Raw genomic sequence first — 26,104 nt, forward strand, 5'->3', positions numbered from 1 at the left:
TATCATTAAATGCTTAATGTTTTGTTTTAGCCACTTCTTAACCCTGCTAAAAACTTAGTGAACTAAAATATCTTTACTTTCATTAAAACAGAGTATAATTTATACAATTTCACTATCTAAATTTGCTCCAGCAAATTGACTATTATAAAGATCCGCATAAAAACCTTTCCTAGCAAGAAGTTCATTATGATTACCCATTTCAATAATACTTCCTTTATTCATAACTAATATTAACTCTGCATCTCTAATTGTAGAAAGTCTATGTGCAATTACAAAACTTGTTCTATTTTCCATTAGCGCTGTCATAGCTTTTTGTATATAAACCTCTGTTCTAGAATCAACACTGCTTGTGGCTTCGTCAAGTATCATAATAGTTGGACTCGCAAGTATTGCCCTAGCTATAGTTAAAAGCTGCTTTTGGCCCTGTGATATATTTGAAGCCTCTTCATTCAGTATAGTATTGTATCCATCTGGAAGAGTCTTAATAAAATGATGGGCATGAGCTGCCTTTGCTGCCTGTATAACTTCTTCTTCCGTTGCTCCTTCTTTTCCATAAGCAATATTTTTCATTATAGTACCATTAAAAAGCCAGGTATCTTGAAGTACCATGCCAAACATATTATGAAGTTCCATGCGTTTTATATTTCTAATATCTACTCCATCAATTTTAATAGATCCACCATCTATCTCATAAAAACGCATAAGCAAATTAACAAGTGTAGTTTTACCAGCACCTGTTGGTCCTACAATTGCAATAGTATGACCTTGTTTTACATCAATATTCATATTTTTAATAAGAGGCTCCTGTTCTTTATAACTAAAATAAACATTTTTAAATTCAACTTCTCCCTTTGGTGATTCTATAACTTGAGCATCAATACTATCTGGAATCTCTTCAGTTTCATCTAAAAGTTCGAAAACACGCTCAGCTGATGCAACTGTAGATTGTATTATATTAGCAATATTGGCTGTTTGAACTATTGGTTGCGTAAATTGATTAGAATATTGAATGAATGCTTGAATATCCCCAATATTTATTTTTCCCTTTGTTGCCAAATAGCCACCAACAACACAAACTATTACATAACCTATATTACTAACAAACCTCATCATAGGCATTATTATTCCAGATATAAATTGTGCTTTCCAACCAGCATTATATAATCTATCATTAATTTTTTTAAATTCTTCAATAGACTCCTCCTCATGTCCAAAAGATTTAACAATTTTATGTCCAGTATACATTTCTTCAACATGACCATTAAGCATACCTATTTCTTTCTGCTGAGATGCAAAATACTTTTGAGAACGTTTTGCAACAAAAGCTGTTACAACAACATATAAAGGTAAAGTTAAGATAACCACAATTGTTAGTAATGGGCTTATGGTTAACATCATAATGATGACACCAATAATAGTAACAATAGATGTAATAAGTTGAGTAAGACTTTGCTGCAAAGTAGTTGCAATATTATCAATATCATTTGTTACACGACTTAATATCTCACCATGAGTTCTTGCATCAAAAAATTTAAGAGGCAAAACTGAAAGTTTATCCTGAACATCCCTACGCAAATTATAAACAGTTTTCTGTGCAACTCCAGCCATAATATATTGTTGAAAGAAGGCAAAAATTGTACTTAGTAAGTATAATCCAATTAGTATTAAAATAATACGCTCTATATATGCAAAATCTATGACAGGTATTGGAATCTGTGTTTTTCTACCTGCTTTAATCAAAGCAGCATTTTTTGCTATTGCTGTATATTTTGCTATTAAACCTTCAACTAACTTGGTTATAGCCTTTCCTGAAATCTTAGGTCCTACTATGCTAAAAATAGTACTTATAATTGCAAATATAAATACTAATATAAAATTAAGTCTTTGTGGTTTTAAATAACTCAAAAGCCTTTTTAAGCTTGCTTTAAAGTTCTTTGCTTTTACTACAGGACCAGCAAAAGATCCCATTGGTCCGCCGCCATGACGTCCCATGCCTCTTTCATTTCCACTGTTTTTATTATTTTCACTCATGCTAACTCCTCCTTTGATAGCTGTGAAGCTACAATTTCACGGTAAACCTCACAATTATCTAAAAGTTCTTTATGAGTTCCCATACCCATAATTTTTCCATCATCTAAAACTATAATCCTATCTGCATCCATAACACTTGTAACTCTTTGAGCAATAATAATCATAGTAGCCCTTCCTGTTTCCTTTTTAAGTGCTGCTCTAAGCTTTGCATCAGTTTTAAAATCCAGCGCTGAAAAGCTATCATCAAAAATATATATTTCAGGTTTTCTAATTAAAGCACGCGCTATGGATAAACGTTGTTTCTGTCCACCAGAAACATTAGTTCCTCCCTGAGAAATAATATGTTCATAACCTTCATTCATACTATTAATAAATCCCTCAGCTTGCGCCACTGCTGCTGCATGCTTAATTTCTTCTATAGTGGCATTATCTTTACCATATCTAATATTTTCAGCAATGCTTCCAGAAAAAAGTACTGTTTTTTGAGGAACAAAACCTATTTTAGATCTTAAATGTTCCTGACTCATTTTCCTCACATCTACACCATCAACTAGCACTGAACCACTAGACACATCATAAAAACGTGGTATTAAATTTACCAGTGTAGATTTACCAGAACCTGTACCACCAATGATAGCTGTGGTTTCACCAGGCTTTGCACTAAAAGTTATATTACTAATAGCCGGCTGTTCTGCACCTTCATAGCTAAAACTTACATTTTTAAACTCAATATATCCACTTTCTTCATTAGCCATTATAGTATTCTTTGCATCCACAATTTCTGGTTCCATATCTAATACTTCATTTATTCTTATTGCAGAAGCTTGAGCTCTTGGTATCATTATAAATATCATAGCAAGCATTAAGAATCCAAATAAAATTTGCATTCCATATTGAATAAATGCTATTAATGAACCAACTTGCATATCTCCATTGTCTATCCTCTTTGCACCAAACCAAATAATAAAAACTGTTGTAACATTCATAATTAGCATCATTATTGGCATGAGAAATGCCATAATTTTATTTACTTTTATAGCATTTTCCATAAGATCAATGTTAGCATTATTAAACCTTTCTTTCTCAGTATTTATACGATTGAAAGCGCGTATTACTCTAATCCCAGTAAGTTGTTCACGTAATACAAGATTTAATTTATCTATCTTTACTTGCATCAATTTAAATAAGGGCATAGCAAACTTAAGAACTACTCCAATAATAACTCCAAGAAGCGGTATCACAACTGCAAAAATCCAGGTTAAAGCTTTATCTTCTCTTAACGCCATAAAAATGCCACCTAATGCAGTTAAAGGAGCGAAAAGCATTATAGAAAAAATCATTATGGTTACTGATTGAATTTGAGTAACATCATTTGTAGTCCTAGTTATGAGAGTTGCTGTACCAACCTTATCAAATTCATGTAGAGAAAATGCTTCAATTTTAGTAAATAATTTGTTACGGATAATTCTACCAAGTCCTACAGCAGTTCTTGAAGATAAAAATGCAGCTATAACCGAGCATATAACACCACCTGCCGAAACAAGCAACATTAGTCCACCTATTCTAATAATATAATCTACCCCTTTATAAGATCCGGTGAATCCTAAAAATGAAATAGTTTGAACTATATCCTTTTGTACTATACCTTTGTCAACTATATCAGCCATCAAAGTTGGTAAATACAAATTTGCAAGTACTTGAGTAAAAATCAACAAAATTATTGCTATAATATGTAATTCATATCCTTTTAAAAACCTAAATAATTTAAACATTAATATCATCTCCATTTATTGTGTTGTTTTACTTTTATAAATACTTTAAAAGTTTATTAAATACACGTACTATAAAAAAATTTTACAAACTTATTTGAATTCATTTTCCTTATTTTTATCTTCTTATTCTTACTCAAAAATATTAAAACCATTCCTCGTAATACTTGATTATCCATATCATCAACTAATTTACTTGTACTGTATTAATAAATGTCCATCGACTTACTAAAATTATGTATTTTGGTTAACAGCTTTGGTAAGCTGATTGTTTTCTTTTATGCACAAAAAAAGCGCTGTGACACTAAGAATAAACATTACAACATACTGTTCTTGTAATTTATTTACAAGTCAATATATTGTATATAATTTTCTTAATGCTACAGCCCCATTTTTTAAAAGCTAAAACCTATTTTTTAATATATAACATCTCACCATTTTTTACTTTCATACCTATCATTATATTCCATATATATAAATCTAATTACAAAAACTAAGTTAGCACATAATGCTAGTATTATTAAATGTCTATTAACACTTAATCTTTCGAGAAAAGATATGATTATTAAATTGAAATAAATAAGAATTGGCAGCAACTTATGTTTTCTATTTGTTTTAATACACTCAACTATAATAGGAATTATAACTAAGGCAAGTAGTATTAAACTAAATATAAAACTCATATTATATTCGCCTCTATAAATTACTTATACAATCTAATTTTATGTTATTATTAAAGTTTTTATAATAAAAGTAGCTAAAGTTTACATTATCTTCAAATTAATCATTAAGATTAACTTAATAAATCATCCATATTATATAGACCTTTATCCTGATTAACAAGATATTTAGCAGCTTTCACTGCTCCTTGAGCAAATATGTTTTTAGACATTGCAGTATGTTTTATTTCTACTATTTCATCCGTACCTGCAAATATAACAGTATGTTCACCCGCTATAGTACCTCCACGAACTGAATGTATGCCAATTTCATTTTTTTCTCTTTTTCTTATTCCTTCTCTGCCATATATGAACTCTTTTGAGTTATTTAATTCATCATTTATTGCATTAGCTATCATATAGGCAGTTCCACTAGGTGCATCAACCTTCTTATTATGATGTTTTTCTATAATTTCTATATCAAAGCTTTCACTTAAGGAAGCTGCTGCCTTTTTTACCAAACTAGTTAACACATTAATTCCAAGTGAAGTATTTCCTGATTGAAATACAGCTATTTTTTCAGAAGCTTTTTTTATACTATCCACATTTTCAGAAGAAAGCCCTGTTGTTGCTATTACTATTGGGGTTTTGTTTTCAATTCCGTAATTTAACAAGTTTTCTAAACCAGCTGGATTAGAAAAATCAATGATCACATCTGCAGTTCCTTTATAATCACATATATCACTATACACATCATAATTATTTTTACATCTATCTACATTTTTATCTATGCCCACAGATATTTCAGTATTTTCCATTGATTCTATGGTCTTAGCTAAAACTTGTCCCATAGCTCCATTGCATCCACTTATTATCACCTTTAACATCTTATTTCTCCTTTACTTCTATACCGTATTCTTCCATATTGTCTATTAATACCTTCTTATTTTTATCTTCCATAGTAGTTAAAGGCATTCTCAATTTTCCAACATTCATTCCCATAAGGTTCATAGCAGTTTTAACAGGAATAGGATTTATCTCTATAAATAATGCATGTATAACTCCATTCATTTTAAGCTGCAGTTTTCTTGCTTCTTTAACATTGCCATTTAAATATTCCATAACCATGTTGTGAGTATCCCCTGGTAGTATATTAGCAACTACTGAAATTACACCTTTACCTCCAAGGGACAATATAGGAACTACCATATCATCATTTCCACTATAGATAGCAAAATCTTCTCCACATAATCTAGCAATATCAGCTGCCAAAACTATATCACCGCTAGCTTCTTTTATGGCTACTATATTTTCAACCTTTGACAGCTCATACACTGTTTCTGCCTTTAAATTCATACCTGTTCTTCCTGGAACATTATAAAGAATAACAGGAAGTTCCACGCTGCTTGCTATAGCTTTAAAATGTTCTATAACGCCTTTTTGTGTACTCTTATTATAATAAGGAGTTACAAGTAGCAATCCATCAACTCCTACTTCCTCTGCATACTTACTTAATTCTATGGAATAAGCCGTGTTATTGCTTCCAGTACCTGCTATAACTGGTATTCTCTTGTCTACTCTCTTAACTGCAAATTCTATGGTTTCTTTTCTCTCCGCATCACTCATAGTTGCAGCTTCACCAGTAGTTCCACATATAATTATTGCATCTGTTTTATTTTCTATTTGCCAATCTATTAATTCACCTAATTTTTCATAGTCTATACCGCTTTCTGTATATGGAGTAACTAACGCTACTCCGCATCCCTCAAATAAACACATAAATAACCCTCCTAAAATAAATTAAAGATTTTTAACTAATACTTCTGCTATTTGAACTGTATTTGTAGCTGCGCCTTTTCTTATATTGTCAGCTACAACCCATAAATTAAGCCCATTTTCTATACTAAAATCTCTTCTTATTCTTCCAACATAAACTTCATCAGTTCCTTCAGCATTTATTGGCATTGGATAAACCGTATTTTTAACATCATCCTGTAAAATTATTCCGTTAGCGTTTCCTAAAAGTTCAAATACCTTATCTAGTTCAAAAGGTTTTTCAAATTCCAAATTTATAGAAACACTGTGTCCATATCTCACTGGAACTCTAACTGTAGTTGCTGTTATCTTTAAATCATAATCATTTAATATCTTTTTAGTTTCTTCTATCATTTTAATTTCTTCTTTTGTGTATCCATTCTCCATAAATACATCTATATGAGGAAGGCAATTGTAAGCTATTTGGTAAGAATATTTATTAGGTGTTTCTCCTTTTATACCATTTTCTAAATCCTTTATTCCACCAACTCCTGATCCAGAAACTGCCTGATAAGTAGAATAAATTATTCTCTTTATTTTAAATGCATCATGCAATACTTTAAGTGGCACTACACATTGAATAGTGGAACAATTAGGATTTGCAATAATTCCTGTATTTTTCTTTACATCTTCTGGGTTCACTTCTGGTACTACTAAGGGAATGTCTTTATCCATTCTCCATGCACTGCTGTTATCTACTACTGTTACTCCATTTTCTTTTGCTATAGGAGCAAATTTTTTACTAATATCTCCACCAGCAGAAAATAATGCTATATCTATATCTCTTTTAAATGAATCTTCATTTAATTCTTCTACTACATATTCTTTACCTCTAAACTCCATCTTGCTTCCAGCAGATTTCTTTGATGCAAAAAGGTATAAATTATCAATAGGAAAATTTCTTTCGTCTAATACTTTTAAAAATGTTCTTCCAACCATTCCACTTGCCCCAACAATAGCAATATTTGCTTTTTTCATTTCAATCACCTCATACATATTTTTCAGTTAATAATTAAGATCTAATAATTAAGAGTTCAACTTCCGCAGTTTAAAAACAATGCGATACAAAGGGCGGTGAAAATTTCTTCGGCTACTTGCAGTTGTGTTGCATTATGCTCATATTAAGTCAAAACTTTATGTGTGCGAAAGTTAAGTTATTAACTTCTATAAGTTTAATTTTTCTGCTAAAACTGTTACCGCTTTTTGTTTATCCTTTGAATCTAAAGTATAAGATATACTTATTTCTGAAGTAGTTACCTGCTTAAATTCAATATCATTTTCTGAAAATATGGTAAATATAGAAGCTGCAACTCCAGACTGCTTCATCATACCTATTCCAACTACAGATAATTTTGTAATGTCTGATTCCTTGGAAACTTTAATACCTTGTATTTCAGCATTTAATTCTTTTTCAACATCGTTAATCGTATTTACATCTTCCCTGGATGCAGTAAAGGAAACATTTATATATCCATTAAACGGTGCTGTTTGACTTATCATATCGATATTTACATGATGTTTAGCCAACTTGTCAAATATTATTGATATATTTTTAGCATTATATGGTACATTGTTAACTGTAACCATAAGAACGTCATCACTAATTGAAAGGCCTGTTATTACTTTTTCTTCCATTGTTTCATCATACTCCTTTATATAAGTTCCTTTTCGGTTTCCATGTGTTGATGCTACATAAATAGGAATTTTATATTTACATCCTATTTCCACTGCTCTTGTTTCCATAACACCAGCCCCTAAGCTTGCCATTTCCATCATTTCTTCATAGCTTATATAATCCAACTTCTTTGCATTAGGCCAAATTCTTGGATCAACACCATATATTCCATCTACGTCAGTATATATTTCACAGGTGCAATTAAGCTTTGCAGCTAATGCTACAGCAGTAGTATCTGAGCCACCTCTTCCTAAAGTTGTTATATCTCCATTTTCATTCATACCCTGAAATCCGGCAACTACAACTATCTTTCCATCTTTTAAATGATTTTCTACATTTTTAATATCTATATCAAATATTCTATTTTTAGTATGAACTCCTCCTGTTCTTATTCCAGCTTGAAATCCTGTTAATGATACCGAGTCATATCCATACTCTTGAAATGCCATAGATAATAGTGCAATTGTTACTTGTTCTCCAGTTGATATAAGCATATCCATTTCCCTTTTACTAGGATTTTCAGAAATTTCCTTTGCCATATCTATAAGTTTATCTGTAGTCTTACCCATAGCAGAAACTACTACTACAATGTCATTGCCCTGCTTCTTTCTCTCTATTACTTTTTTCGCAACAGCCTTTATTTTATCTATTGTTCCTACAGATGTTCCACCATATTTTTGTACTATTGTAATCAACGTTCATTACCTCCTTTATTAAATCAATATATCGTTTCTAATAATATCTTCATAAGTTTCTCTTTTTACTGCCAGTCTAGCTTCACCTTCTTTAACAAATACTACTGCTGGCTTAGGTATTCTATTGTAATTGCTGGACATGCTGTAATTATATGCTCCAGTACTTAATACTGCTAAAATATCTTCCTTTTCAACCTTGGGAAGTTCAATTTCTTTTATTATTATGTCCCCAGATTCGCAGCATTTACCTGCTAATGTGTACTTTTCAATATTTTCTGAATTAATTTTATTTGCAACTACAGCCTCATATTTTGCATCATATAATGCTGTTCTTGGATTATCTGTCATACCTCCATCTATAAATGCATACTGCTTACCACCATAAGTTTTTTTAGTTCCTCCTACTTTATACAAAGTAGTACCTGCATTAGCAATTATTGATCTGCCTGGTTCTATCATAACCTTTCTAATATTTAAACCTGATTTTTGCGCTTCTTCTTTAAGTATTGAAAGCATGTTTTTAAGACAACTTTTTAAATCAACAGGTTTATCACCCTCAGAGTAATATACCCCAAAGCCTCCTCCTAAATTTAACTCTTCAGTACTAAATCCATACTGACTTTTCATTCTTACTAAAAACTTAATCATTTCTGAAACTTCTGAGTAAAATGATTTTTCTTCAAAAATTTGAGAACCTATGTGACAATGAAATCCCTTTAAAGTTACATTCCCACTATTCTGAAATTTTTTTATAATTTCACCCATATTTTCATCAAATATAGACTCTCCAAACTTCGAATCATTTTTTGAAGTTTGAATGTACTCATGAGTATGAGCTTCTATTCCTGGATTTACCCTTAAAAGCACATCAACTTTTTTGTTTAATTTTTTGCATAAATATTCAATATTTCCTAATTCTTCTCTATTATCTACTACTATTCTTTCTATTCCAGCTTCAATAGCCATAGTTAATTCATCTTCTGTTTTATTATTCCCATGCATATAAATCCTACTTACAGGAAAATTTATTTTTAAAGCTGTATAAAGTTCTCCTCCTGATACCACATCTAAGCACAATCCTTCTTCATAGATAACCTTACAAATAGCTAAATTTAAAAATGCTTTGGATGCATATATAACTTCAGAATCAATACCTTCTATTTTAAAGTTTTCTTTAAATTCCCTACAAGTATTTCTAACTAACCTTTCATCTACTACATATAGAGGAGTTCCAAATTCTTTTACTAATTCTAAAGTATCACATTTTCCTATTTCTAGATGTCCTTTACTATTCACATTCATAGTTCCAAATAATTTCATGCTATCTTCCTCTTTTCTTAATTTTATACGTAATTTTTAAATTAATTGTTCTCAAACCTAACATGAATAAAACAAAAACAGTTATGAGCAAAAGGTACTCATAACTGTTTGTATAACAATAAAACCTTTTGCCCCAATATGATAAGCACTTCTTTAAAAAATTGGGCTATTTTCTAAAGACAGTACCATACTTATTCAGCATAGTCCCAGTACATCAACTTTAATGTCTATGCACTTCGGCAGATATCCCTTTCCTGTATTTTAAATATACATTACTTATGACAACCGCAGCCTCTATACCATATTGTTTATATTAAATTTAGTTTTTTTGGTAAATAAAAAACAGTTATGAGCAAAAGGCACTCACAACTGTTATGTACAACAACAAAACCTTTTGCCCCAATATGACAAGCACTCCTTTAAAAAATCGGGCAATTTTTTAAAGACAGTACTATACTTATTCAGTATAATCCCAATGCATAAAATCAACATTTTATGCATTTCGGCGAGTGTTCCTTTCCTATAATTTATTAAATTATCAGTACTCATAACAACCGCGGCCTCTATATCATATTGTTTATTTATTCAGTTTTTAATCACGCTTAGTATGTTTAGAAGTTTAACAAATTATATTCATATAGTCAACTACTTTTTTTATATTTCTGTATATTTATACTTTTATTTTGTTTTTAATATCTTACATAGACTATGAGTTTACTGGATTTTAAGGTTTATATTGCAAATTAAAAATTTATATATTCTAAATATTCAAAATTAATTTAGTAATTATTTAATATACTTTCTTTTGTACTAAATAAATTCTTAACACAATATCACTATTTCTCGTATTAAAATTAATTTTAATACCACTAACTTAACTTTTTAATTTATTATCATATTTTTAAGATATAGAAACGTATAATATACATATACAACAAGATATAGTTTTGAAAACTACATCTTGTTGTATATGTATTTGAAGCATTCTGAAGTATTTCGAAGAAATTTATTATTAAACGGTTAATTAGCTTACATTTTAACATTAGTTATAAATTGAAATTATATATATTAGTTATATAATATATATAGTAGTACATAATAAATTTATATATAATTTATTTAGATATGATAAATGCTACTTTAAACAATTTTTATCCGTTGGCTATCATCTGTAACGCTCCTATTCTACGAAGTGAAAATGATTGGCACAAAATCATAGATTTTGGTTTTCTGCTTTTTCTTAGATTTTAGTTAACAGCTGCTACGCCATTGGATAGGTTCTTTCATGACTCACTTGACATACAAATTGAAAAATGCTTTCAATTTTAATTATATGGAGGTAATATTATGAAAAAAATTTTTAGAGAACCTGTTAATGGTTTTACTCATATGTTTGGAGCCATTGTATCACTAGTAGGGTTAATTTTACTTATAACGAAGGTTGTATTTTCATCCTCATCTATAAGTGGTCTTAAACTTACAGGTGTTATAATATTTGGTTTAAGCTTAATATTTTTATATACCGCAAGTTCCGTTTACCATCTGGTAAATTCTTCAGAAAAGGTAATTAAATTTTTAAGAAGATTAGATCATTCTATGATATTTATACTTATTGCTGGTACTTACACTCCTATATGCCTAATAGCTTTAAGTGGTACCTTAAGATGGGTTTTATTTGTTACTGTATGGTCAATGGCAGCACTTGGCATATTGTTTAAGATGGTGTGGTTTAATCTTCCCCGATGGATTTCTACCTCATTTTATATTGGTATGGGTTGGCTAGCAATCTTTGTTATATCTCCTATTTCAAAAGTTCTTTCAATAAGTGGTGTAGTATGGTTGCTACTTGGAGGGATATTTTATACTGTTGGAGGGATTATATATGCTGCCAAATGGCCAAAGTTAAACATAAAAATATTAGGATTTCATGAAATATTTCACATATTTGTACTATTAGGTAGTTTCAGTCACTATATATGTGTTCTAAAATATGTTATATAAAATTATGGTTTAAATCAAATAAGGCATCTGAAAGAAAATAATAAGTCCAGATGTGAAGGATATTTTGTGTCAGGCAAGGAGGTCGGTTCCGCAGATAGTGAACTATCTAAGGGTTCTGCTGACGCCGCATGACGCAAAATAGACTAGTCGATGGACTTATTATTTTTTTGAAGATGCCTAATATTGATTTAATCCATAACTTTTTGTGTAACAAGTAAAATCCTGCCCATAAAACAGTTTATCAGCAAGCTCATTTAGTAATGAAAATTTTCTAATAGTTAAGGTATATTCAAATGTTCTGTTCTTTATATTATTATATTTTGAACCTTGAAACCAGTTCTTCAAGTTTTTCATTTCCCTCTTTAGCTTTGTTTGAAAGTTGTTTAACTTCCTCTGATTTTTGTGCTACTATAGTAGATTTCTCTGCAACATTAGAAACTCCATTTGCCCCTTCATTTGCCGCAGTAGTCACACCTTCTATTACTATTGACATATTCTTAATAGCATCAAAAATTTGATTTGATACATCATTGAATTCTGAAACCATGTTTTTTATAAAATCTGCATCTACACTATACTTATCTGCTGCATCAAGCATAGTTTTATAATCTTTTTTAACATCATTTGCCATATAATTCATCATGCCATTTGCGCTTTGTGAAAGACTATTTACTGAACCTATAACCTTGTTTGTTATTTCTTGAATCTTTACAGCTGCATCTTTAGAATTTTCTGCAAGATTCCCTATTTCATCTGCAACAACTGCAAAGCCTTTACCAGCCTCACCTGCCCTTGCTGCTTCTATTGAAGCATTAAGCGCTAAAAGATTAGTTTGTTCTGTTATCTCCATTATGGTATTTGAAAGAGTCCTTATTTCCTCAACAGATTTGGATTCATCTAAAGCACTTTGTAGTTTTTTCTTAGTTTCTTCATAAACTTCTGTTGCTTGCTTTTGCGATTCAAAAAACTTCATTTTAAGTTCTTTTGCTCTATTATCAATTTCTTTAGCTGATTCTTCACCTTCCTTAGACTTAATAGTTATAACTTCTACTGCTCTTTCTATTTCACTTGACGTAGCATTCATCTCTTCTGTAGATGCTGCTGTTTCTTCCATACCTGATAATAATTCTTCAGTAGTTGATGCAACTTCTTCTATATTTGAATTTAATTCTTGCATATACTTTACAGTATCAGTAACTACATTTTTAACATTTGATGATTCTGACTTAACCCCCATAACAAGTTCTCGAATAGAATTTTGCATTTTATCAATGGATTTCGCAAGACTACCTATTTCATCCTCACTATTTAAAAACTTTTGAGGCACTTCTCTAGTAAAATCTGCATTAGAAAGCACCTCTAAATGCTCACACTCAACACTTATAGGATTAATAATTTTTTTAATAAGCATAAATATAAATACAATTACTGCTAAAGTAATAACTATATTTAAACTCATTATTATTTTAAAAAGTTGATTATAATCAACATACATTTGTGAATCTGAAATTATTGAAACAAATGTCCACTTGTTATCTACTCCATTTAAAATTATAGGGGAATATGCTTTTAAAGATATTAAACCTGTTTCCACATCTTTTTTATGTATTTGAAAACTTTCTCCTTTAGAAACTTTTCCAATACTATCTTGTTCACTTTTATCCTCATCCACTATATTTTTATTAATTAATTCTGTTTTTTTACCATGTGCAACAACTTTACCTTTATCTGTAATTATTGATGCATATCCACCCATTGGTTTTGCTTGATTAGTAACCTCCTGAAGACTTTTTAATTCCACATCTGCTCCTAAAACTCCCATAAAGACTCCATTATCATCAAATATAGGTACAGTTAAAGATGTAATTAAAGTATCTTTACCATCTATCTTATATGTATAAGGCTCTATTAAACAAGTCTTTTTCGTTTTTTTAGGAAGAAAATAATACTCTCCTTCACCTTCCTTATCATAATTTGCACAAGCTTCTAATTTTATATTTGCATTTTCCCTTACAAGATATGGAATAAATCTACCTGTAGCATCATGTCCATCTTTATTTATATAACTGCTATCCTTGCCATCAAATGCATTAGGTTCCCAAGCTGTATATATTCCTAATATCTGTTTATTATTCTTTAGTTCATTTCTTAAAAGTTCAATTACCTGTTCCCTGCTTAAACTTCCTGATTTTTTAGAAAATAGAACTGTATTTCTTATTCCTTCAACAGTAGCCTGTGATACTTTTAAATCTCCATTTATATCTTTTGCAAAAGCATTTGATACTTCTTTTGCTTGCTGACTTGCTTGATTATAACAATTTTGTTTAACCTTTTTAAGTGTAATCCCTCCTATAAGCAAAATTCCAATAAATATTATAGTACCAAGTATAATACTTAATTTGGTTGCTAAATCTAATTTTTTAAACATACTATTTGTCCTCCCTTAAAATTGTATATAATAGTTCTATACAAATATTCTACATTTTTCATTGTTTTCCTTTATTTTTATTTATTTTTATTTATTTTTCTATTTATTTTACACAACATTGCTCACTAAATGTATTTTTTTATACTGTAACTTAATTGTTTTTTAGTAAAAAATCTAATAGCTATATAATAAGTTTCACTTTATTATGAAATGCAACATATAATAAATTGTAGATTAAGATATTAGGAGGAATTAATTTTGTATTATAATATGGATTTTAATTATTTTAATCCAATAGAAAATATGTATAGAGTAAGATCATTAATGGAATTGCTTATTGAAGCTATGAAAGATGAAAGACATGATAGGGTAAAATATGGAATGATGATGGAAATGACTGATGACCCTACAGTAAAAAAACAGATAAAGTTTGCATATGATGATGAAATCAAACACTATAAAATGTTTAATCAGATTTACACTCAACTTACAGGAAGAAAGATAAACATTCCACTACCAACTAATATTGAAAAATATGATAATCTTATATCAGCAGTTCAAACCAGTATCGATGGAGAATTAGAAGCAGTAGAACTCTATAGAGAAATTCATTCTATGTTAAAGAATCCAAATATGAGGGATAAACTTTTTGAAATTATAACTGATGAGCAAGAACACGCTACAAGATTCGTTTACTTATATTCAATGTTAAAGTAAAAAATCATATTTTTTTACAATATAAGCATAATGCGAAGCAAAGCTTCGCATTATGTTATGATTAAACTCTTTCCCTAGTTTTCAAAAAATTTTCGTAGCAATAATTTATTATATCGCTTCTTTTTATTATTCCTATAAATATATCATTATCATCCACTACAGGAACAAAATTCTGATTTACAGAAGTATAAAACAAATCCTCTATATTAGAATTAATATGAACAGGTTTATTTATCATTCTTCTTGGTATATCATTTAACTTTATTTTATTTGTGTCTTTGAAACCTAAATTTTGGGTATTCTTTAATTTCCAAAGTAAGTCCCCTTCCGTAAGAGTGCCTACATATTTTCCTCTGTCATCTAAAATAGGTATAGCTGTATACCTATGATACTCCATTCTTTCAAGAGCTTGTCTCATAGTTGAATTTATATTTTCACATACTACTTCATTTTTAGGAGTCAAGAAAAATGCTATGTTCATATTCCCTCATCTACCTTCCTTTATCATTTTATGTATGTTTTTAACTATAAATGAATAAACTTTCATTGGATCCACCTTTACACATTATTATTACTATGCTATATAGTTACAAATACATTATACTTCTTAATTTATTAAAACTCAATAAACTAATTCTTAATATTTTATTAAGTAAGGCATCTGAAAGAAAATAATAAGTCCACATGCGAAGGATATTTTGTGTCAGGCAAGGAGGCAGGTTCCGCAGATAGTTGAACTATCTAAGGGTTCTGCCGACGCCGCATGACTCAAAATAGACTAGTAGATGGACTTATTATTTTTTTGAAGATGCCTAAATATTATAGCTTCTTTTAATCACAATTTTTTACTATCAGCATAGTATATATTATAATAATTTTTGAAGGAAGGAATTTAAATGTATCCTTATTACGAAGAAATGTATCCATATTATCCAATGTCATATCCTTATCTTAGGGAAGAAGATGAAGATTTCAGTCCTGAAGAAGATTTTGAATATGGAGATATAGGTTTCAGAGGACATCATCATCGTCGTCGCAGATGTTGTTTCCCAAGTTGTGGGTGTTTCTCAAGTTGTGGATGTTCCTCAAATTGTGGATGTTTCCCATTCTATCCTATTTCTTGCGCTCCTTTTTCCTGTATGCCTAACCCATGCGGCTGGGGTGGCTGGGGTAGATAGGCTAATTTCTATTTAAAATTATCCAGTACTTAACATCCTTGTCATATATCTTTTAAAATAAAGAATTTAATGGATGTATACTATTGGATGAAAAACAAAATAAACAAAGTTAAGGGTTAAACCTATTTACTCTTAACTTTGTTTAATGTGCTTAATTTGGAAATCTTATATTAATGCTAACATACACTTCTAATACTTTCCTACGTGTCCGCTAATATCCTGATCACTATTCAATGTGCTATGTTTCCTGCCATATAAGAAGTAAATTGAAATGCCAATTACCGTCCATACGGCAAATCTAATCCAGGTAACTACAGGTAGACTTGCCATTAAATAAAAGCAAAAAAGTATTGTTACTATAGGTGTAAAAGGTACTCCTGGACATTTAAATTTTCTTTCAACATCTGGCATGGTTTTTCTTAAAACAATAACACCTATTGATACAATTACAAAAGCAGATAGTGTACCTATATTACATAAATCCATAAGTACAGTCAATGGTAAAAGACCTCCTATAATAGCAGTTAAAGTACCTGTTATTATGGTACACATTCCAGGAGTCCCATGTTTTCCTGATATTTTAGCAAGGGATTTTGGTATTAGCCCATCTCTTGACATAGCCATAAATATTCTTACCTGACCATATGTGGTTACAATTAAAGCAGATATCATTCCTATAATAGCTCCCACAGCAACTAACGATGAACCCCAGTTAATTCCTATTCGTCTTAATGCAGCTGGAAGAGCATTATTTACATCTATCTCTTTATATGGAACCATTCCCGTAAGTGTAAAAGAAACAGCTATATACAGTATAATAATTACAACCATACAAATTCCTAATCCAAGTGGAATATCTCTTTTAGGATTAATTGTTTCTTCTGCAGCAGTAGAAACTGCGTCAAAACCAATGTATGCAAAAAATATAATTGCTGCACCTGACATTATTCCCTTAAAACCATAAGGTGCAAATGGATGGTAGTTTGCAGGATTTACATGAGTTATTCCAAGAGCTATGAATATAAGTATTACACTTACCTTTATTACAACTATAATATTATTTACTTTGGCACTTTCAGATACCCCTATATAAAGTAACCAGGTTACAATAGCCATTATTATAATAGCTGGTAAATCCACTATACCACCTGCTAGTGGAGAATTTATCAACATTTTAGGCAAATGTATATTATAAGCTTCGAAAATTCCTACTAACGTTGATGACCATCCTGATGCTATAGTAGCTGAAACAACAAGATATTCTAATATCAAATTCCATCCAATAATCCATGCTATAATTTCACCAAAAGCCACGTAAGTATAAGAATAAGTACTACCTGAAACAGGAAACATAGTAGCAAGTTCCGCATAAGTAAGGGCACACAACGCACTTGTTATGGCCGCTATTACATATGACATTATTACTGCTGGGCCTGCAAGCTTTGACCCTTGACCTGTTGCCACAAATATACCTGTTCCTATTACCGATCCAACGCCAAGAGCTGCTATATCAAAAGCTGTTAGCTTTCTTTTTAAACCACTCCCCTCTGTTATCTCTCTAAAGTCTTCTACACTCCTCTTCCTAAATAGATTCATTAGATAATCCCCCTCAGTTTTTTTATTTTTATTTTATTAAACTTTACATTATCAATGATTACATATACAAGTTATCCTGCATATTTATATGATTTTAGTTTTAAGTGTATAATTTTTTGAAATTTACTTTGATAAAGTTTTAGGGAGTAAGAAAAGTTAAAATCAAGGTTATTACTTACAGCGCTTAGCTTACTGACTCTCTAACAGCTGTTTTTATTGGCAATAATCTACCGATATGTAATGAATTATTTTATTCAAAATTCATCTTTTTTATGACTTTTCTGAAAATTTATTTTAAAGTTGTAAAATTAAACATTTTCTATTCAACTAATAAATTGTAGTAAAATTCAGATGAAGTTTATATAAATTTACTCACTACTAAAATAAACTTCATCTGAATTAATTTTTACTTAATGAAAATTTTCCTTATATATTTATATATGATAAAATTATTATACTTATTCTCTATCATTAACTATATCTCGCACATCACCTATAATAGCTCTTGGCACTGGTAAATCTAACATAGTTTTTAGTCCAGGTGTTGAATTCATTACAAGAGGAATCATATTAACACATATGGCAATAGTAGCAATACCTCCTGGAATTTCTGGTTTTATTTGAAGATCTATTTTAGGATCACCATTTATTGTTATATAATCTCCTGTTCCCACATTCTCAAGCTCTGGTCTTATTTGTTGAGGATGCTCCATTTTAACGAACACTTTATCCCCTAATGAAGCATATCCCAATTGTCTGCACCCTGCTACATCACCAGGTTTAACTGATACTATTTCTGTAGAACGTGGAACAGTTGTAAGAATTGGTTCTTTTTCTTGTTTTACATCATTGAATTTAACATTAAAAGCTTCTTCAAACATTCCAAAGGACTGTAAGAAACCAACATGTCCAGCTACAGTGTCATTTTTTACACCTTCTATAAATTCTTCTTTTTTAAGTCCTATGCCCTGCTCTACCATAACGGCTTTACCGAAACAAGCCAAATCATTTATTCTAGCTACATTTATATTATCAACGTTATCACAAACACCCGTTAATGCAATAACAATCAAATCCATAATAAAACCAGGATTTACGCCAGTTCCCAATATTGAAACTTTGTTTTCTTTTGCTATCTTGTCCATTTCCTCTGATAATTCTGGATCTAAAGCCTTTGGATATGACATTTCTTCAGCTGTAGTTACAACATCCATTCCAGCCTCTGCTGCCATCTTTATTAATGGAAATACTACTTTTGTAAAGGAAGCTGTAGCTATCATGCATACATCTGCAAAGCCTTTTTTAATAACCTGTTCAGGTTTATCTGTAACTATACAACAGTTGTCGTCGTTTTCCTCTAAATCTAATATGTTACAAAGTTTTTTACCAACTTTGTTAGGGTCCATATCAATAGCTCCGACTATAGTAAACCCTTTTTTTCCTAATATCATTTTAGCTATTCCACTTCCCATGGAACCTAAACCCCAAGTTATTACCTTTATCTTTCTTTTCATAAAAATTCCTCCTAATTAATAAATTTATCCAGTAATTATGCCCCTGAATAATTCATCTAAACTTAGTGTGAAAACAAAATTCACACTAAGCAAGATTAATTGACTTTGTATTGCCTTTAGCTACTTTTAATTCTTTTACATAATACTTTTTTACATACTGTGAAGTCATAGCAGCAAGAACACATCCATAATCCATCTTAAATTCTACTATATCTCCAACCTGAAGAACTTTTGAACTATCTGTAATATCTAAAATTAGATGATCGCTGCTTGCACCAAAAATGCTTATATTTTCGTCTAAAGGTGTAAGTCCATCTACCTTTATATCCTGCCTTCCTACAGCTGCAATAGCTCTTTTACGTATTCCTATATCCTTAAAATATGGTTTTTCACCAAAAGCATCTCTTCCTATCTCACCTGTAGGAACTGTTGGCTTTTCTTTAACTTCTACAATTTCACCTTTGAGTATAAAAGCATCATCATAGCACTTAGGTATAGGTTTGCCAAAAGCTGTTTCTCTTCCTAATAAAATTCCTTCTCCTATTCTGAGTTGGTTAATCTCTTTTGGTATAGTATCATTCATAACCATATAAAGGCTGCTGGAATTTCCTCCTGAAATTATTGGAATTTCTATTCCAAACATATTTTTTATATCTTTTTTTAACTTTACCAATTTTCCCAAATTATTTTTATCAGGAAGAACTCCTCCATAACATGTAACATTAGTTCCTAAACCTACTAGCTTTATATTATCAAGCTTTAATATTTCTTTAACAGTTCCAATAACATCTTTAACAAGTACACCTTCTCTTAAATCCCCTACATCAACCATAAGTATAATATTATGAACCTTATTAATATTCTTAGCCGCTTTTGCTAAAACTTTAATAGTTTCCAATTCCGAATTAAGACTTATATCACTATATTTAACTACTTCTTCCGCTTCACTTTCCATTGAAATTCTTAAAAGAGTTTTTTTACAACAGATGTCTTTCATATTCATTAAATTTTTTACTCTAGAATCTCCCAAATGTGTAATTCCAGCTTTCAATATTGCTTGAACCACAGATAATTCTGCACAAAACACTTTAGTTACCCCAACCACCTCAATACCTTTTTTGCTGCACATTGATAGAATTGTCTTTGCATTATGTGTTATCTTGCACAAATCTATTTCTACACAAGGGTATTCCCTTTTCATAAACAAATTCTCCTTTTTTATTAATATTTAAAAACTTTTAATTTCCATAGTTTCATTCACATTTAAGCTTTGCTTCAAAAGAGCTTCTGCTGCTTCTCTATTGATTCTACTTAAAACCCCTGCTGAAGCCATAATATAATCTTTATCTATTAATGCCTTAGCGCCTTTTTTAGGCAACATAGTAACTTCATCCTTTAAAACTCTTATACTTAAAAGATTTTTTTCTCCTTCTGGAAGCCTTGTAAGAGCACCTCCAGTTCCTATAATATATTTAACCTGAGATAAATCTTTACCATAAGCTATAAAACCACTTTCCCCACCAAATTTTCTTTTTATAGTTCCTACATGTCTGCCTATAGCCACTTCTACTGCCTTTTTTGTAAGTATTAGACTTGCCTTTATGTCTTCTACTTTCTCAGGTATAGGTTTTATATGCTCTGTTATATAATCCTTGTTAAGCTCACCAAGATCTCTAACATCCAATAAATCTATTACATTTTTGCTGTTTACAAAAATGCCCAAATCACCTTCCACTGTTCGTTTTGCTTTAGGTTCAGGACTTACCAGCATATCTAAGACTATTTTACTTCCATCGGTGACAGAATGAACGTCTGTAGTAGCTCCTCCTACATCTAAAACCACTAAATCTCCTATAATATCATAAAGTATTTTTGCACTTTCCATAACAGCACCAGGAGTTGGCATTATGCTTCCATTTACCATACTCTTTATTTTGTTCATACCTGAAGCTTTTATAATATTTTTTTCAAAAGCTTCTTGTATTATTTTTCTAGCAGGCTCTACATTTAATTCATCTACTCTAGGATAAACATTGTCAATAATGTAAAGTTCCTGGTCCTGAAATATCTCTTTTATTTCTTCTCTATTTTCAATATTTCCACAGTATACTATGGGTTTTCCAAACCTTGCAGAACTTATAAGTTCTGCATTATAAATCGCTGTTTCTCTTTCTCCATAGTCTGTGCCGCCTGCGATCATTATCATATTAGGGTTAATTTCACGTATTCTTTTTAAATCCACTTTTCTCATTTTTCCCGAAGTAACCATTTTTATTATGCCTCCGGCACCTAATGCGGCTTCCTTAGCTGCTTTAACTGTCATCTGTTCCATAAGTCCATGTACAGTTATTTTAAGTCCCCCTGCAGCACTGCTAGTAGCCAGCATTTTTTCCCAGGTGACAGGTTCATTTATTTGATTTTCTATATCCCTTACTGCATTTTCTAGTCCAATAGTTACATCTCCATCTAATACCGTAGTGCAGCTTTTTCCCTGAAAAGGAGTATCTACAAATACTTTTCCAAAGCTGTCATGTTTCACATTAAAAGCAGTTACTAGTGTAGTAGTACTACCTATTTCAGCAACTAAATAATCTACTTTCATAACAAGTCCCTCCTATTCCAATTGCTGCTTAAATTAAGAATTATTCTTCTTCATCTGGATTAAGCCCCATTAATTTTTTAATTATAAAAGATGCAACATCTGTACCATTAGACCCTCTTCCAAAGCCAACATCCATACCATGACCCTTAGCTATTTCATCTGTTACTTGAGTACCACCAGATACAAGAATTAATTTATCTCTTACACCTTTTTCTACACATAAATCATTCAATTTCTGCATATTCTTTGTGTGCACATCATTATGAGTAATTATTGTACTACATAGTATAGCTTGAGCTTTTGATTCTATAGCTGCATCTACAAGCTTTTCTACAGGGCATGAAGTTCCAAGATATATTGCCTCTATACCAAATCTTTCTACACCACCATGTTTAATATCAATAATTTCTCTTAATCCAACAGAATGTTCATCTTCTCCAACAGTAGCTGCAACAACTTTTATAGGATGTTCTTTTACATAATCTCTCATTACTTCTGGTGAAAGAGTTTTTCTTCTTCTTGGAAGAGTAAGTTCATCTCTCCTTACAGGCTTAAAATCACACACTCCTTTAATTTCAACTAACGTTGCTTCAGATTTTTGAAGCACTTGTTTGTGTATAATTTCTACATCCTTCAAATTCATTCTCTTTCCAATTTCTAAAGCTGCTGCTTCACTAATTTGTTCATTTTCAGGTATACATAAAGTAACTTTTAAATATCCATCCTTAGCCCATTGAACTTCTGGCACTATAGTGCCGTCTTCTTTAACTTTTTCCATTCTCTTGAATACGTTGTCATTTTCATCTAGTTCGTCTATATATTTAATTTTTGAATGATCACATAAAGTACATTTGCCTATAGCATCACAAGGCTTTTTATATTCCTTAGGTACATTGTTATATCCAAAGTGTGCACAAACTGGCGCAAAATAATCTTCTTCTCTTTTTACTATAGTTCCTACAGCATCCCCGCCTTCCATTTTTCTTGCAATGCCGTCTCCATTTCTCTCTGGATACAATCCTGAATCTATAAAGAAGCCACTGTCAACAGCTTTAAAATACCCACCAACTTCTATCATTTCTTCTAAGAATAAAACTGCTCTTTCTTTAAGCTCTCTTACTTTTTCAGGTAAATATCCAGTTTTCTTAAGTTCTATCATGTCCATTAATCCATCCATAGCTATCAAAGATTGTTTAGCTGTGTTTATAGCATGTATATTATTATAATGCCATGGCACATTTCTTCCTTCATCAGGAGTTATAGTACTTTGAATATCTACTGAAGTAAGTTCTGATATTAACAAATTGAAAGCATGCCCTACTGTAGCTTCTCTTTCACAGGATTCTATATATTTAGTGTTCATTTGAGCTCTCATTTTATACCTATCAAATAATTGTCTTAAAGCTACTGCATAAGGTAAATCATATCTCATACAAGGAGCTGGTGCTGATGTTGGAGGTACTGTAGAAAGAGAAATATTTTCTGGTTTCATTCCTATCATTTCTGAAAATTTTGAATTTATAGCATGCTGAACCATAAGTTCAGGCATTACATTATATCCTTTCATAGCTGTAGCATTGGCATTATGAGCACCATCTATCTGAAGCATATCTGCCCATACCATTATTCTCTTAGCTACTGCAGCATCTACGAAAGATCTATACATATTTATATTTCTATAAAGTACATTATATTGGGGATCTTGATGGGCTCCATTTACACCTTCTTCTGCAAACATAACTGCAATGTCTGGTCCTGCTACACCAGATACATAAGAATGAAAATTGATTTTTCTTCCCACTTCTTCTTCTAATAAATCTATAGCTTTCCTTGTAGCTCTAACTTCTTTTCTTGTAATAGGTACACCACCTATTCCTTCTGGAGTTCCTTCTATTAACCCATCATAATGGCTTTGTCCTGCTGTTCTTATAACCATTAAGTGATCAGCTCCGTGCCAAGCTGCCATTCTCATTCTTCTTAAATCATCTTCAAATCTTCCTGAGGCTATTTCTGTAGTAATAACAGCTCTTGGCTGAGGATCTATACCTTGAAAACTTCTTGCTGCTGGAAGAGGTTGGCTATTTTTTAAAGGTTTAGATATTTCATGATAGGTAAACTCTCCAACTTTTCCTTCTTCATAAGGCTCTCTCCAATGCCAGCCTCTCCACTTTGGTTCATATTTATCTAAATCTTTTAATATTTCTTCTACATTAAGCTTTTCATTTTCTTTTAATCTTTCAATCATTATTTTTCACCGCCTTTCATTTTGTCCACTACTAAATTCCATCCTATCCCTTTAGATAATTCTTCTCCTGCTTTCAAGTAATCCATATTTTTCAATTTTGCATAAATCAAAACCACATTTCCTATACCTTTGCCTAATAAATTCCATTTTGTTCCATATTCAACTATTGGCTGTGCTTCTAAGCTAGAAAATCCCATTCTTAAAAGTACTGAACGCTCAATAGCTGGTGAAGTATATTGATATGATAAATCAACTAAAGGTTTTACAATTTCAGAAGTAAGGCTCCAAAACCTATCATAAAGTTGTTCATCTGTTAAATCTTTTAAATGTTCTCTTCTTTTTTCATAATCATCTTCTCTTTTCATAATCTTCACCTCTTCTATTCTATTCCAATATTATTTTGTTTTAATGCTTCTGTAATATCTTCTTTGCTCAATTTAGTCTCACTACATAAAAATTCTAAATCTATCTTTTTAATCTTATTTTCTTTTACTTTCTTAAAAGCATTTTTTAAATAAGATTTTCTTAAGTTATCCATGTTTTGATCAGTTACAGTAACTAAACCTGGATGGGAAGGCATTATTATGTTTTCACCTGGTACTTGATCTTTTGGATCTCCTATTAAAACTTCAATGCCATTTTCCTTTGCAAAATTAAGTTGTGCTATTGGACTTTTTCCTGCTCCTGTGTATTCAGTTTCTTGAACCACTATTATGTCATCATCCTCATATTCCTGAGCAATTACAAATGCTGATGCTAATGAAGTATTTCCAGCAGGTCCTCTTTCTAATCCTTCTAATTGGGCTAAAAGCTCAGTCATCCAGAATACTTCTCCTTGAGTTATAGTTACATATCTATCCATATATCTTAAAGGTCTTGCTGCACTTCTTGGTACATCTGACCTATCTGGATTAGTCATAAATGGTATTCCAAAACCAGTGTGTCCTGTTGTAAAAGACTTTTTATTAAATGCTATATCTGATGCCATGTGTAAACCGCTTAAATCTACAGATGCACCTATTACTTTTGTATCCTTTGCTCCTGCTTTTATAAGCCCTCTAGCAGTTCCAGTAACATTTCCACCACCCGCATGAGTTATAACCACCGCGTTAGGATCTTTTCCAAATTTTTCTCTACATTGTTCTACTATTTCAACACCTAAAGTTTCTACGCCAGCTACACCATAAGATGAGTACAGCGATGCATTATAATATCCTGTATCTTCAAGTATTTTTAAGAAAGTATAAAATAATTCAGGCCCTACAGTAAGTCTAACTACTTCTGAACCATATCCCTCACATTTTCTTCCTTTTTCTAATATTTCAGGTTGTCCCACTTTTCTTGAATCATAACATTCATTAGCTATTATACATTTAAGACCTCTTATATTAGCTTGGGAAGCCACTGCTGCACCATAATTTCCTGATGTAGCTGCAGCTACTCCTTTATATCCCCTTTTCATTGCATCATATACAGATACTGATGCTCTCCTATCTTTAAAGCTTCCAGATGGATTGCAACTTTCATCTTTTACAAATATTCTAGCTGCTTTTCCAGTTTTAGATACCTTTCTTGCTAATTTTGTAAGATTTCTTAATTCTAATAATGGGGTATCTCCTACACCTACTTCTTTTTGAATTTTTCTAACTTCTTCTAAAGAATATCCAACATCTTTCATAAGGCTTTCATAATCAAATGAAAGTTCCCCAGTTTCATATTTATCAAAATTAATACCAACAGATTCAAGCATAATTTCATTTTTTCTTGACATAAGCTCTTCATATTTATTCACAGTTCACAGACCTCCTCTTCCGAATTTCAATTTCAACGCTAGCATTTTCTTTTAAAATTTGTTTACA

At 31.0% G+C, this 26,104-nt stretch carries 19 protein-coding genes and 2 riboswitches; of the genes, 3 read left to right on the forward strand and 16 right to left on the reverse strand.

Annotated elements, in window-relative coordinates; genetic code table 11:
• Nucleotides 1–99: 99 nt before the first annotated feature.
• The 7 genes from HBE96_RS14450 to lysA all read right to left on the reverse strand — a co-directional run bounded on the left by HBE96_RS14450 (nt 100) and on the right by lysA (nt 9,964).
• Entirely contained in the window at nt 100–2,031 is a 1,932-nt protein-coding gene (locus HBE96_RS14450) for an ABC transporter ATP-binding protein (RefSeq protein ID WP_169298433.1), read from the reverse strand.
• Complete coding sequence (locus HBE96_RS14455; protein WP_169298434.1) at nt 2,028–3,803, reverse strand: ABC transporter ATP-binding protein; 1,776 nt, start codon at nt 3,801–3,803, stop codon at nt 2,028–2,030. Before HBE96_RS14455 ends, HBE96_RS14450 begins: the two co-directional genes overlap by 4 nt.
• Nucleotides 3,804–4,593: 790 nt before the next feature.
• Nucleotides 4,594–5,346 (reverse strand): 4-hydroxy-tetrahydrodipicolinate reductase, encoded by a 753-nt coding sequence (dapB, locus tag HBE96_RS14465; protein ID WP_169298436.1) that lies wholly within the window; start codon nt 5,344–5,346, stop codon nt 4,594–4,596.
• Nucleotide 5,347: 1 nt separating this feature from the next.
• Complete coding sequence (gene dapA / locus HBE96_RS14470; RefSeq protein WP_169298437.1) at nt 5,348–6,238, reverse strand: 4-hydroxy-tetrahydrodipicolinate synthase; 891 nt, start codon at nt 6,236–6,238, stop codon at nt 5,348–5,350.
• Between the two features lie 21 nt (nt 6,239–6,259).
• A complete protein-coding gene (locus HBE96_RS14475; protein WP_169298438.1) occupies nt 6,260–7,252 on the reverse strand; it encodes an aspartate-semialdehyde dehydrogenase in 993 nt (330 codons plus the stop codon).
• Nucleotides 7,253–7,438: 186 nt separating this feature from the next.
• A complete protein-coding gene (locus HBE96_RS14480; protein WP_169298439.1) occupies nt 7,439–8,644 on the reverse strand; it encodes an aspartate kinase in 1,206 nt (401 codons plus the stop codon).
• An 18-nt stretch (nt 8,645–8,662) separates the two neighbouring features.
• Complete coding sequence (gene lysA / locus HBE96_RS14485; protein ID WP_169298440.1) at nt 8,663–9,964, reverse strand: diaminopimelate decarboxylase; 1,302 nt, start codon at nt 9,962–9,964, stop codon at nt 8,663–8,665.
• Between the two features lie 135 nt (nt 9,965–10,099).
• A riboswitch (Lysine riboswitch) is annotated at nt 10,100–10,269 on the reverse strand.
• Nucleotides 10,270–10,366: 97 nt separating this feature from the next.
• Nucleotides 10,367–10,538: riboswitch (Lysine riboswitch) on the reverse strand.
• A 773-nt stretch (nt 10,539–11,311) separates the two neighbouring features.
• Between lysA and trhA the strand changes: the two genes are divergently transcribed.
• On the forward strand, nt 11,312–11,965 hold the full coding sequence (gene trhA / locus HBE96_RS14490; RefSeq protein WP_169298441.1) for a PAQR family membrane homeostasis protein TrhA: 654 nt from the start codon (nt 11,312–11,314) through the stop codon (nt 11,963–11,965).
• A gap of 313 nt (nt 11,966–12,278) precedes the next feature.
• On the opposite strand, the gene HBE96_RS14495 is transcribed toward trhA, so the two are convergent.
• Nucleotides 12,279–14,393: a methyl-accepting chemotaxis protein gene (locus HBE96_RS14495; RefSeq protein WP_169298442.1), complete on the reverse strand. Its 2,115-nt coding sequence runs from the start codon at nt 14,391–14,393 to the stop codon at nt 12,279–12,281.
• A 258-nt stretch (nt 14,394–14,651) separates the two neighbouring features.
• Between HBE96_RS14495 and HBE96_RS14500 the strand changes: the two genes are divergently transcribed.
• Nucleotides 14,652–15,110 (forward strand): ferritin-like domain-containing protein, encoded by a 459-nt coding sequence (locus HBE96_RS14500; RefSeq protein ID WP_169298443.1) that lies wholly within the window; start codon nt 14,652–14,654, stop codon nt 15,108–15,110.
• A 61-nt stretch (nt 15,111–15,171) separates the two neighbouring features.
• Here the strand turns inward: HBE96_RS14500 and HBE96_RS14505 are convergent, their stop codons facing one another.
• Nucleotides 15,172–15,591: a CBS domain-containing protein gene (locus HBE96_RS14505; protein WP_169298444.1), complete on the reverse strand. Its 420-nt coding sequence runs from the start codon at nt 15,589–15,591 to the stop codon at nt 15,172–15,174.
• 415 nt (nt 15,592–16,006) lie between these two features.
• Here HBE96_RS14505 and HBE96_RS14510 point away from each other — a divergent pair, with 415 nt between their 5' ends.
• The gene (locus HBE96_RS14510) at nt 16,007–16,288 is read left to right on the forward strand and encodes a hypothetical protein (protein ID WP_243186941.1); all 282 of its coding nucleotides are present in this window, start codon (nt 16,007–16,009) and stop codon (nt 16,286–16,288) included.
• Between the two features lie 189 nt (nt 16,289–16,477).
• On the opposite strand, the gene HBE96_RS14515 is transcribed toward HBE96_RS14510, so the two are convergent.
• The 7 genes from HBE96_RS14515 to ortB all read right to left on the reverse strand — a co-directional run bounded on the left by HBE96_RS14515 (nt 16,478) and on the right by ortB (nt 26,037).
• Nucleotides 16,478–17,884 (reverse strand): APC family permease, encoded by a 1,407-nt coding sequence (locus tag HBE96_RS14515; RefSeq protein WP_169298445.1) that lies wholly within the window; start codon nt 17,882–17,884, stop codon nt 16,478–16,480.
• A 458-nt stretch (nt 17,885–18,342) separates the two neighbouring features.
• Complete coding sequence (ord, locus tag HBE96_RS14520; protein ID WP_169298446.1) at nt 18,343–19,398, reverse strand: 2,4-diaminopentanoate dehydrogenase; 1,056 nt, start codon at nt 19,396–19,398, stop codon at nt 18,343–18,345.
• Between the two features lie 85 nt (nt 19,399–19,483).
• A complete protein-coding gene (orr, locus tag HBE96_RS14525) occupies nt 19,484–20,599 on the reverse strand; it encodes an ornithine racemase Orr (RefSeq protein WP_169298447.1) in 1,116 nt (371 codons plus the stop codon).
• Nucleotides 20,600–20,626: 27 nt separating this feature from the next.
• Nucleotides 20,627–22,000: a GlmL-related ornithine degradation protein gene (locus tag HBE96_RS14530; protein ID WP_169298448.1), complete on the reverse strand. Its 1,374-nt coding sequence runs from the start codon at nt 21,998–22,000 to the stop codon at nt 20,627–20,629.
• A gap of 40 nt (nt 22,001–22,040) precedes the next feature.
• A complete protein-coding gene (gene oraE, locus HBE96_RS14535; RefSeq protein ID WP_169298449.1) occupies nt 22,041–24,245 on the reverse strand; it encodes a D-ornithine 4,5-aminomutase subunit OraE in 2,205 nt (734 codons plus the stop codon).
• Nucleotides 24,245–24,610 (reverse strand): ornithine aminomutase subunit alpha, encoded by a 366-nt coding sequence (locus HBE96_RS14540; RefSeq protein ID WP_169298450.1) that lies wholly within the window; start codon nt 24,608–24,610, stop codon nt 24,245–24,247. Before HBE96_RS14540 ends, oraE begins: the two co-directional genes overlap by 1 nt.
• Before the next feature lie 14 nt (nt 24,611–24,624).
• Nucleotides 24,625–26,037 carry a 2-amino-4-oxopentanoate thiolase subunit OrtB gene (ortB, locus tag HBE96_RS14545; protein WP_169298451.1) on the reverse strand — a complete coding sequence of 471 codons (1,413 nt, stop codon included), beginning with the start codon at nt 26,035–26,037 and terminating at the stop codon, nt 24,625–24,627.
• Nucleotides 26,038–26,104 lie beyond the last annotated feature (67 nt).

It is taken from the genome of Clostridium muellerianum, from assembly GCF_012926525.1.
Lineage (GTDB): Bacteria > Bacillota > Clostridia > Clostridiales > Clostridiaceae > Clostridium_AM > Clostridium_AM muellerianum.

What these genes read in the sequence shown, in the direction of transcription:
- HBE96_RS14510 (WP_243186941.1), top strand. Translation starts at nt 16,007, where the DNA reads ATGTATCCTTATTACGAAGAAATGTATCCATATTATCCAATGTCATAT.
- HBE96_RS14455 (WP_169298434.1), bottom strand. Translation starts at nt 3,803, where the DNA reads ATGTTTAAATTATTTAGGTTTTTAAAAGGATATGAATTACATATTATA.
- orr (WP_169298447.1), bottom strand. Translation starts at nt 20,599, where the DNA reads ATGAAAAGGGAATACCCTTGTGTAGAAATAGATTTGTGCAAGATAACA.
- HBE96_RS14530 (WP_169298448.1), bottom strand. Translation starts at nt 22,000, where the DNA reads ATGAAAGTAGATTATTTAGTTGCTGAAATAGGTAGTACTACTACACTA.
- HBE96_RS14515 (WP_169298445.1), bottom strand. Translation starts at nt 17,884, where the DNA reads ATGAATCTATTTAGGAAGAGGAGTGTAGAAGACTTTAGAGAGATAACA.
- HBE96_RS14495 (WP_169298442.1), bottom strand. Translation starts at nt 14,393, where the DNA reads ATGTTTAAAAAATTAGATTTAGCAACCAAATTAAGTATTATACTTGGT.
- HBE96_RS14475 (WP_169298438.1), bottom strand. Translation starts at nt 7,252, where the DNA reads ATGAAAAAAGCAAATATTGCTATTGTTGGGGCAAGTGGAATGGTTGGA.
- HBE96_RS14540 (WP_169298450.1), bottom strand. Translation starts at nt 24,610, where the DNA reads ATGAAAAGAGAAGATGATTATGAAAAAAGAAGAGAACATTTAAAAGAT.
- ord (WP_169298446.1), bottom strand. Translation starts at nt 19,398, where the DNA reads ATGAAAAGAAAGATAAAGGTAATAACTTGGGGTTTAGGTTCCATGGGA.
- dapA (WP_169298437.1), bottom strand. Translation starts at nt 6,238, where the DNA reads ATGTGTTTATTTGAGGGATGCGGAGTAGCGTTAGTTACTCCATATACA.
- dapB (WP_169298436.1), bottom strand. Translation starts at nt 5,346, where the DNA reads ATGTTAAAGGTGATAATAAGTGGATGCAATGGAGCTATGGGACAAGTT.
- lysA (WP_169298440.1), bottom strand. Translation starts at nt 9,964, where the DNA reads ATGAAATTATTTGGAACTATGAATGTGAATAGTAAAGGACATCTAGAA.
- HBE96_RS14450 (WP_169298433.1), bottom strand. Translation starts at nt 2,031, where the DNA reads ATGAGTGAAAATAATAAAAACAGTGGAAATGAAAGAGGCATGGGACGT.
- oraE (WP_169298449.1), bottom strand. Translation starts at nt 24,245, where the DNA reads ATGATTGAAAGATTAAAAGAAAATGAAAAGCTTAATGTAGAAGAAATA.
- HBE96_RS14505 (WP_169298444.1), bottom strand. Translation starts at nt 15,591, where the DNA reads ATGAACATAGCATTTTTCTTGACTCCTAAAAATGAAGTAGTATGTGAA.
- trhA (WP_169298441.1), top strand. Translation starts at nt 11,312, where the DNA reads ATGAAAAAAATTTTTAGAGAACCTGTTAATGGTTTTACTCATATGTTT.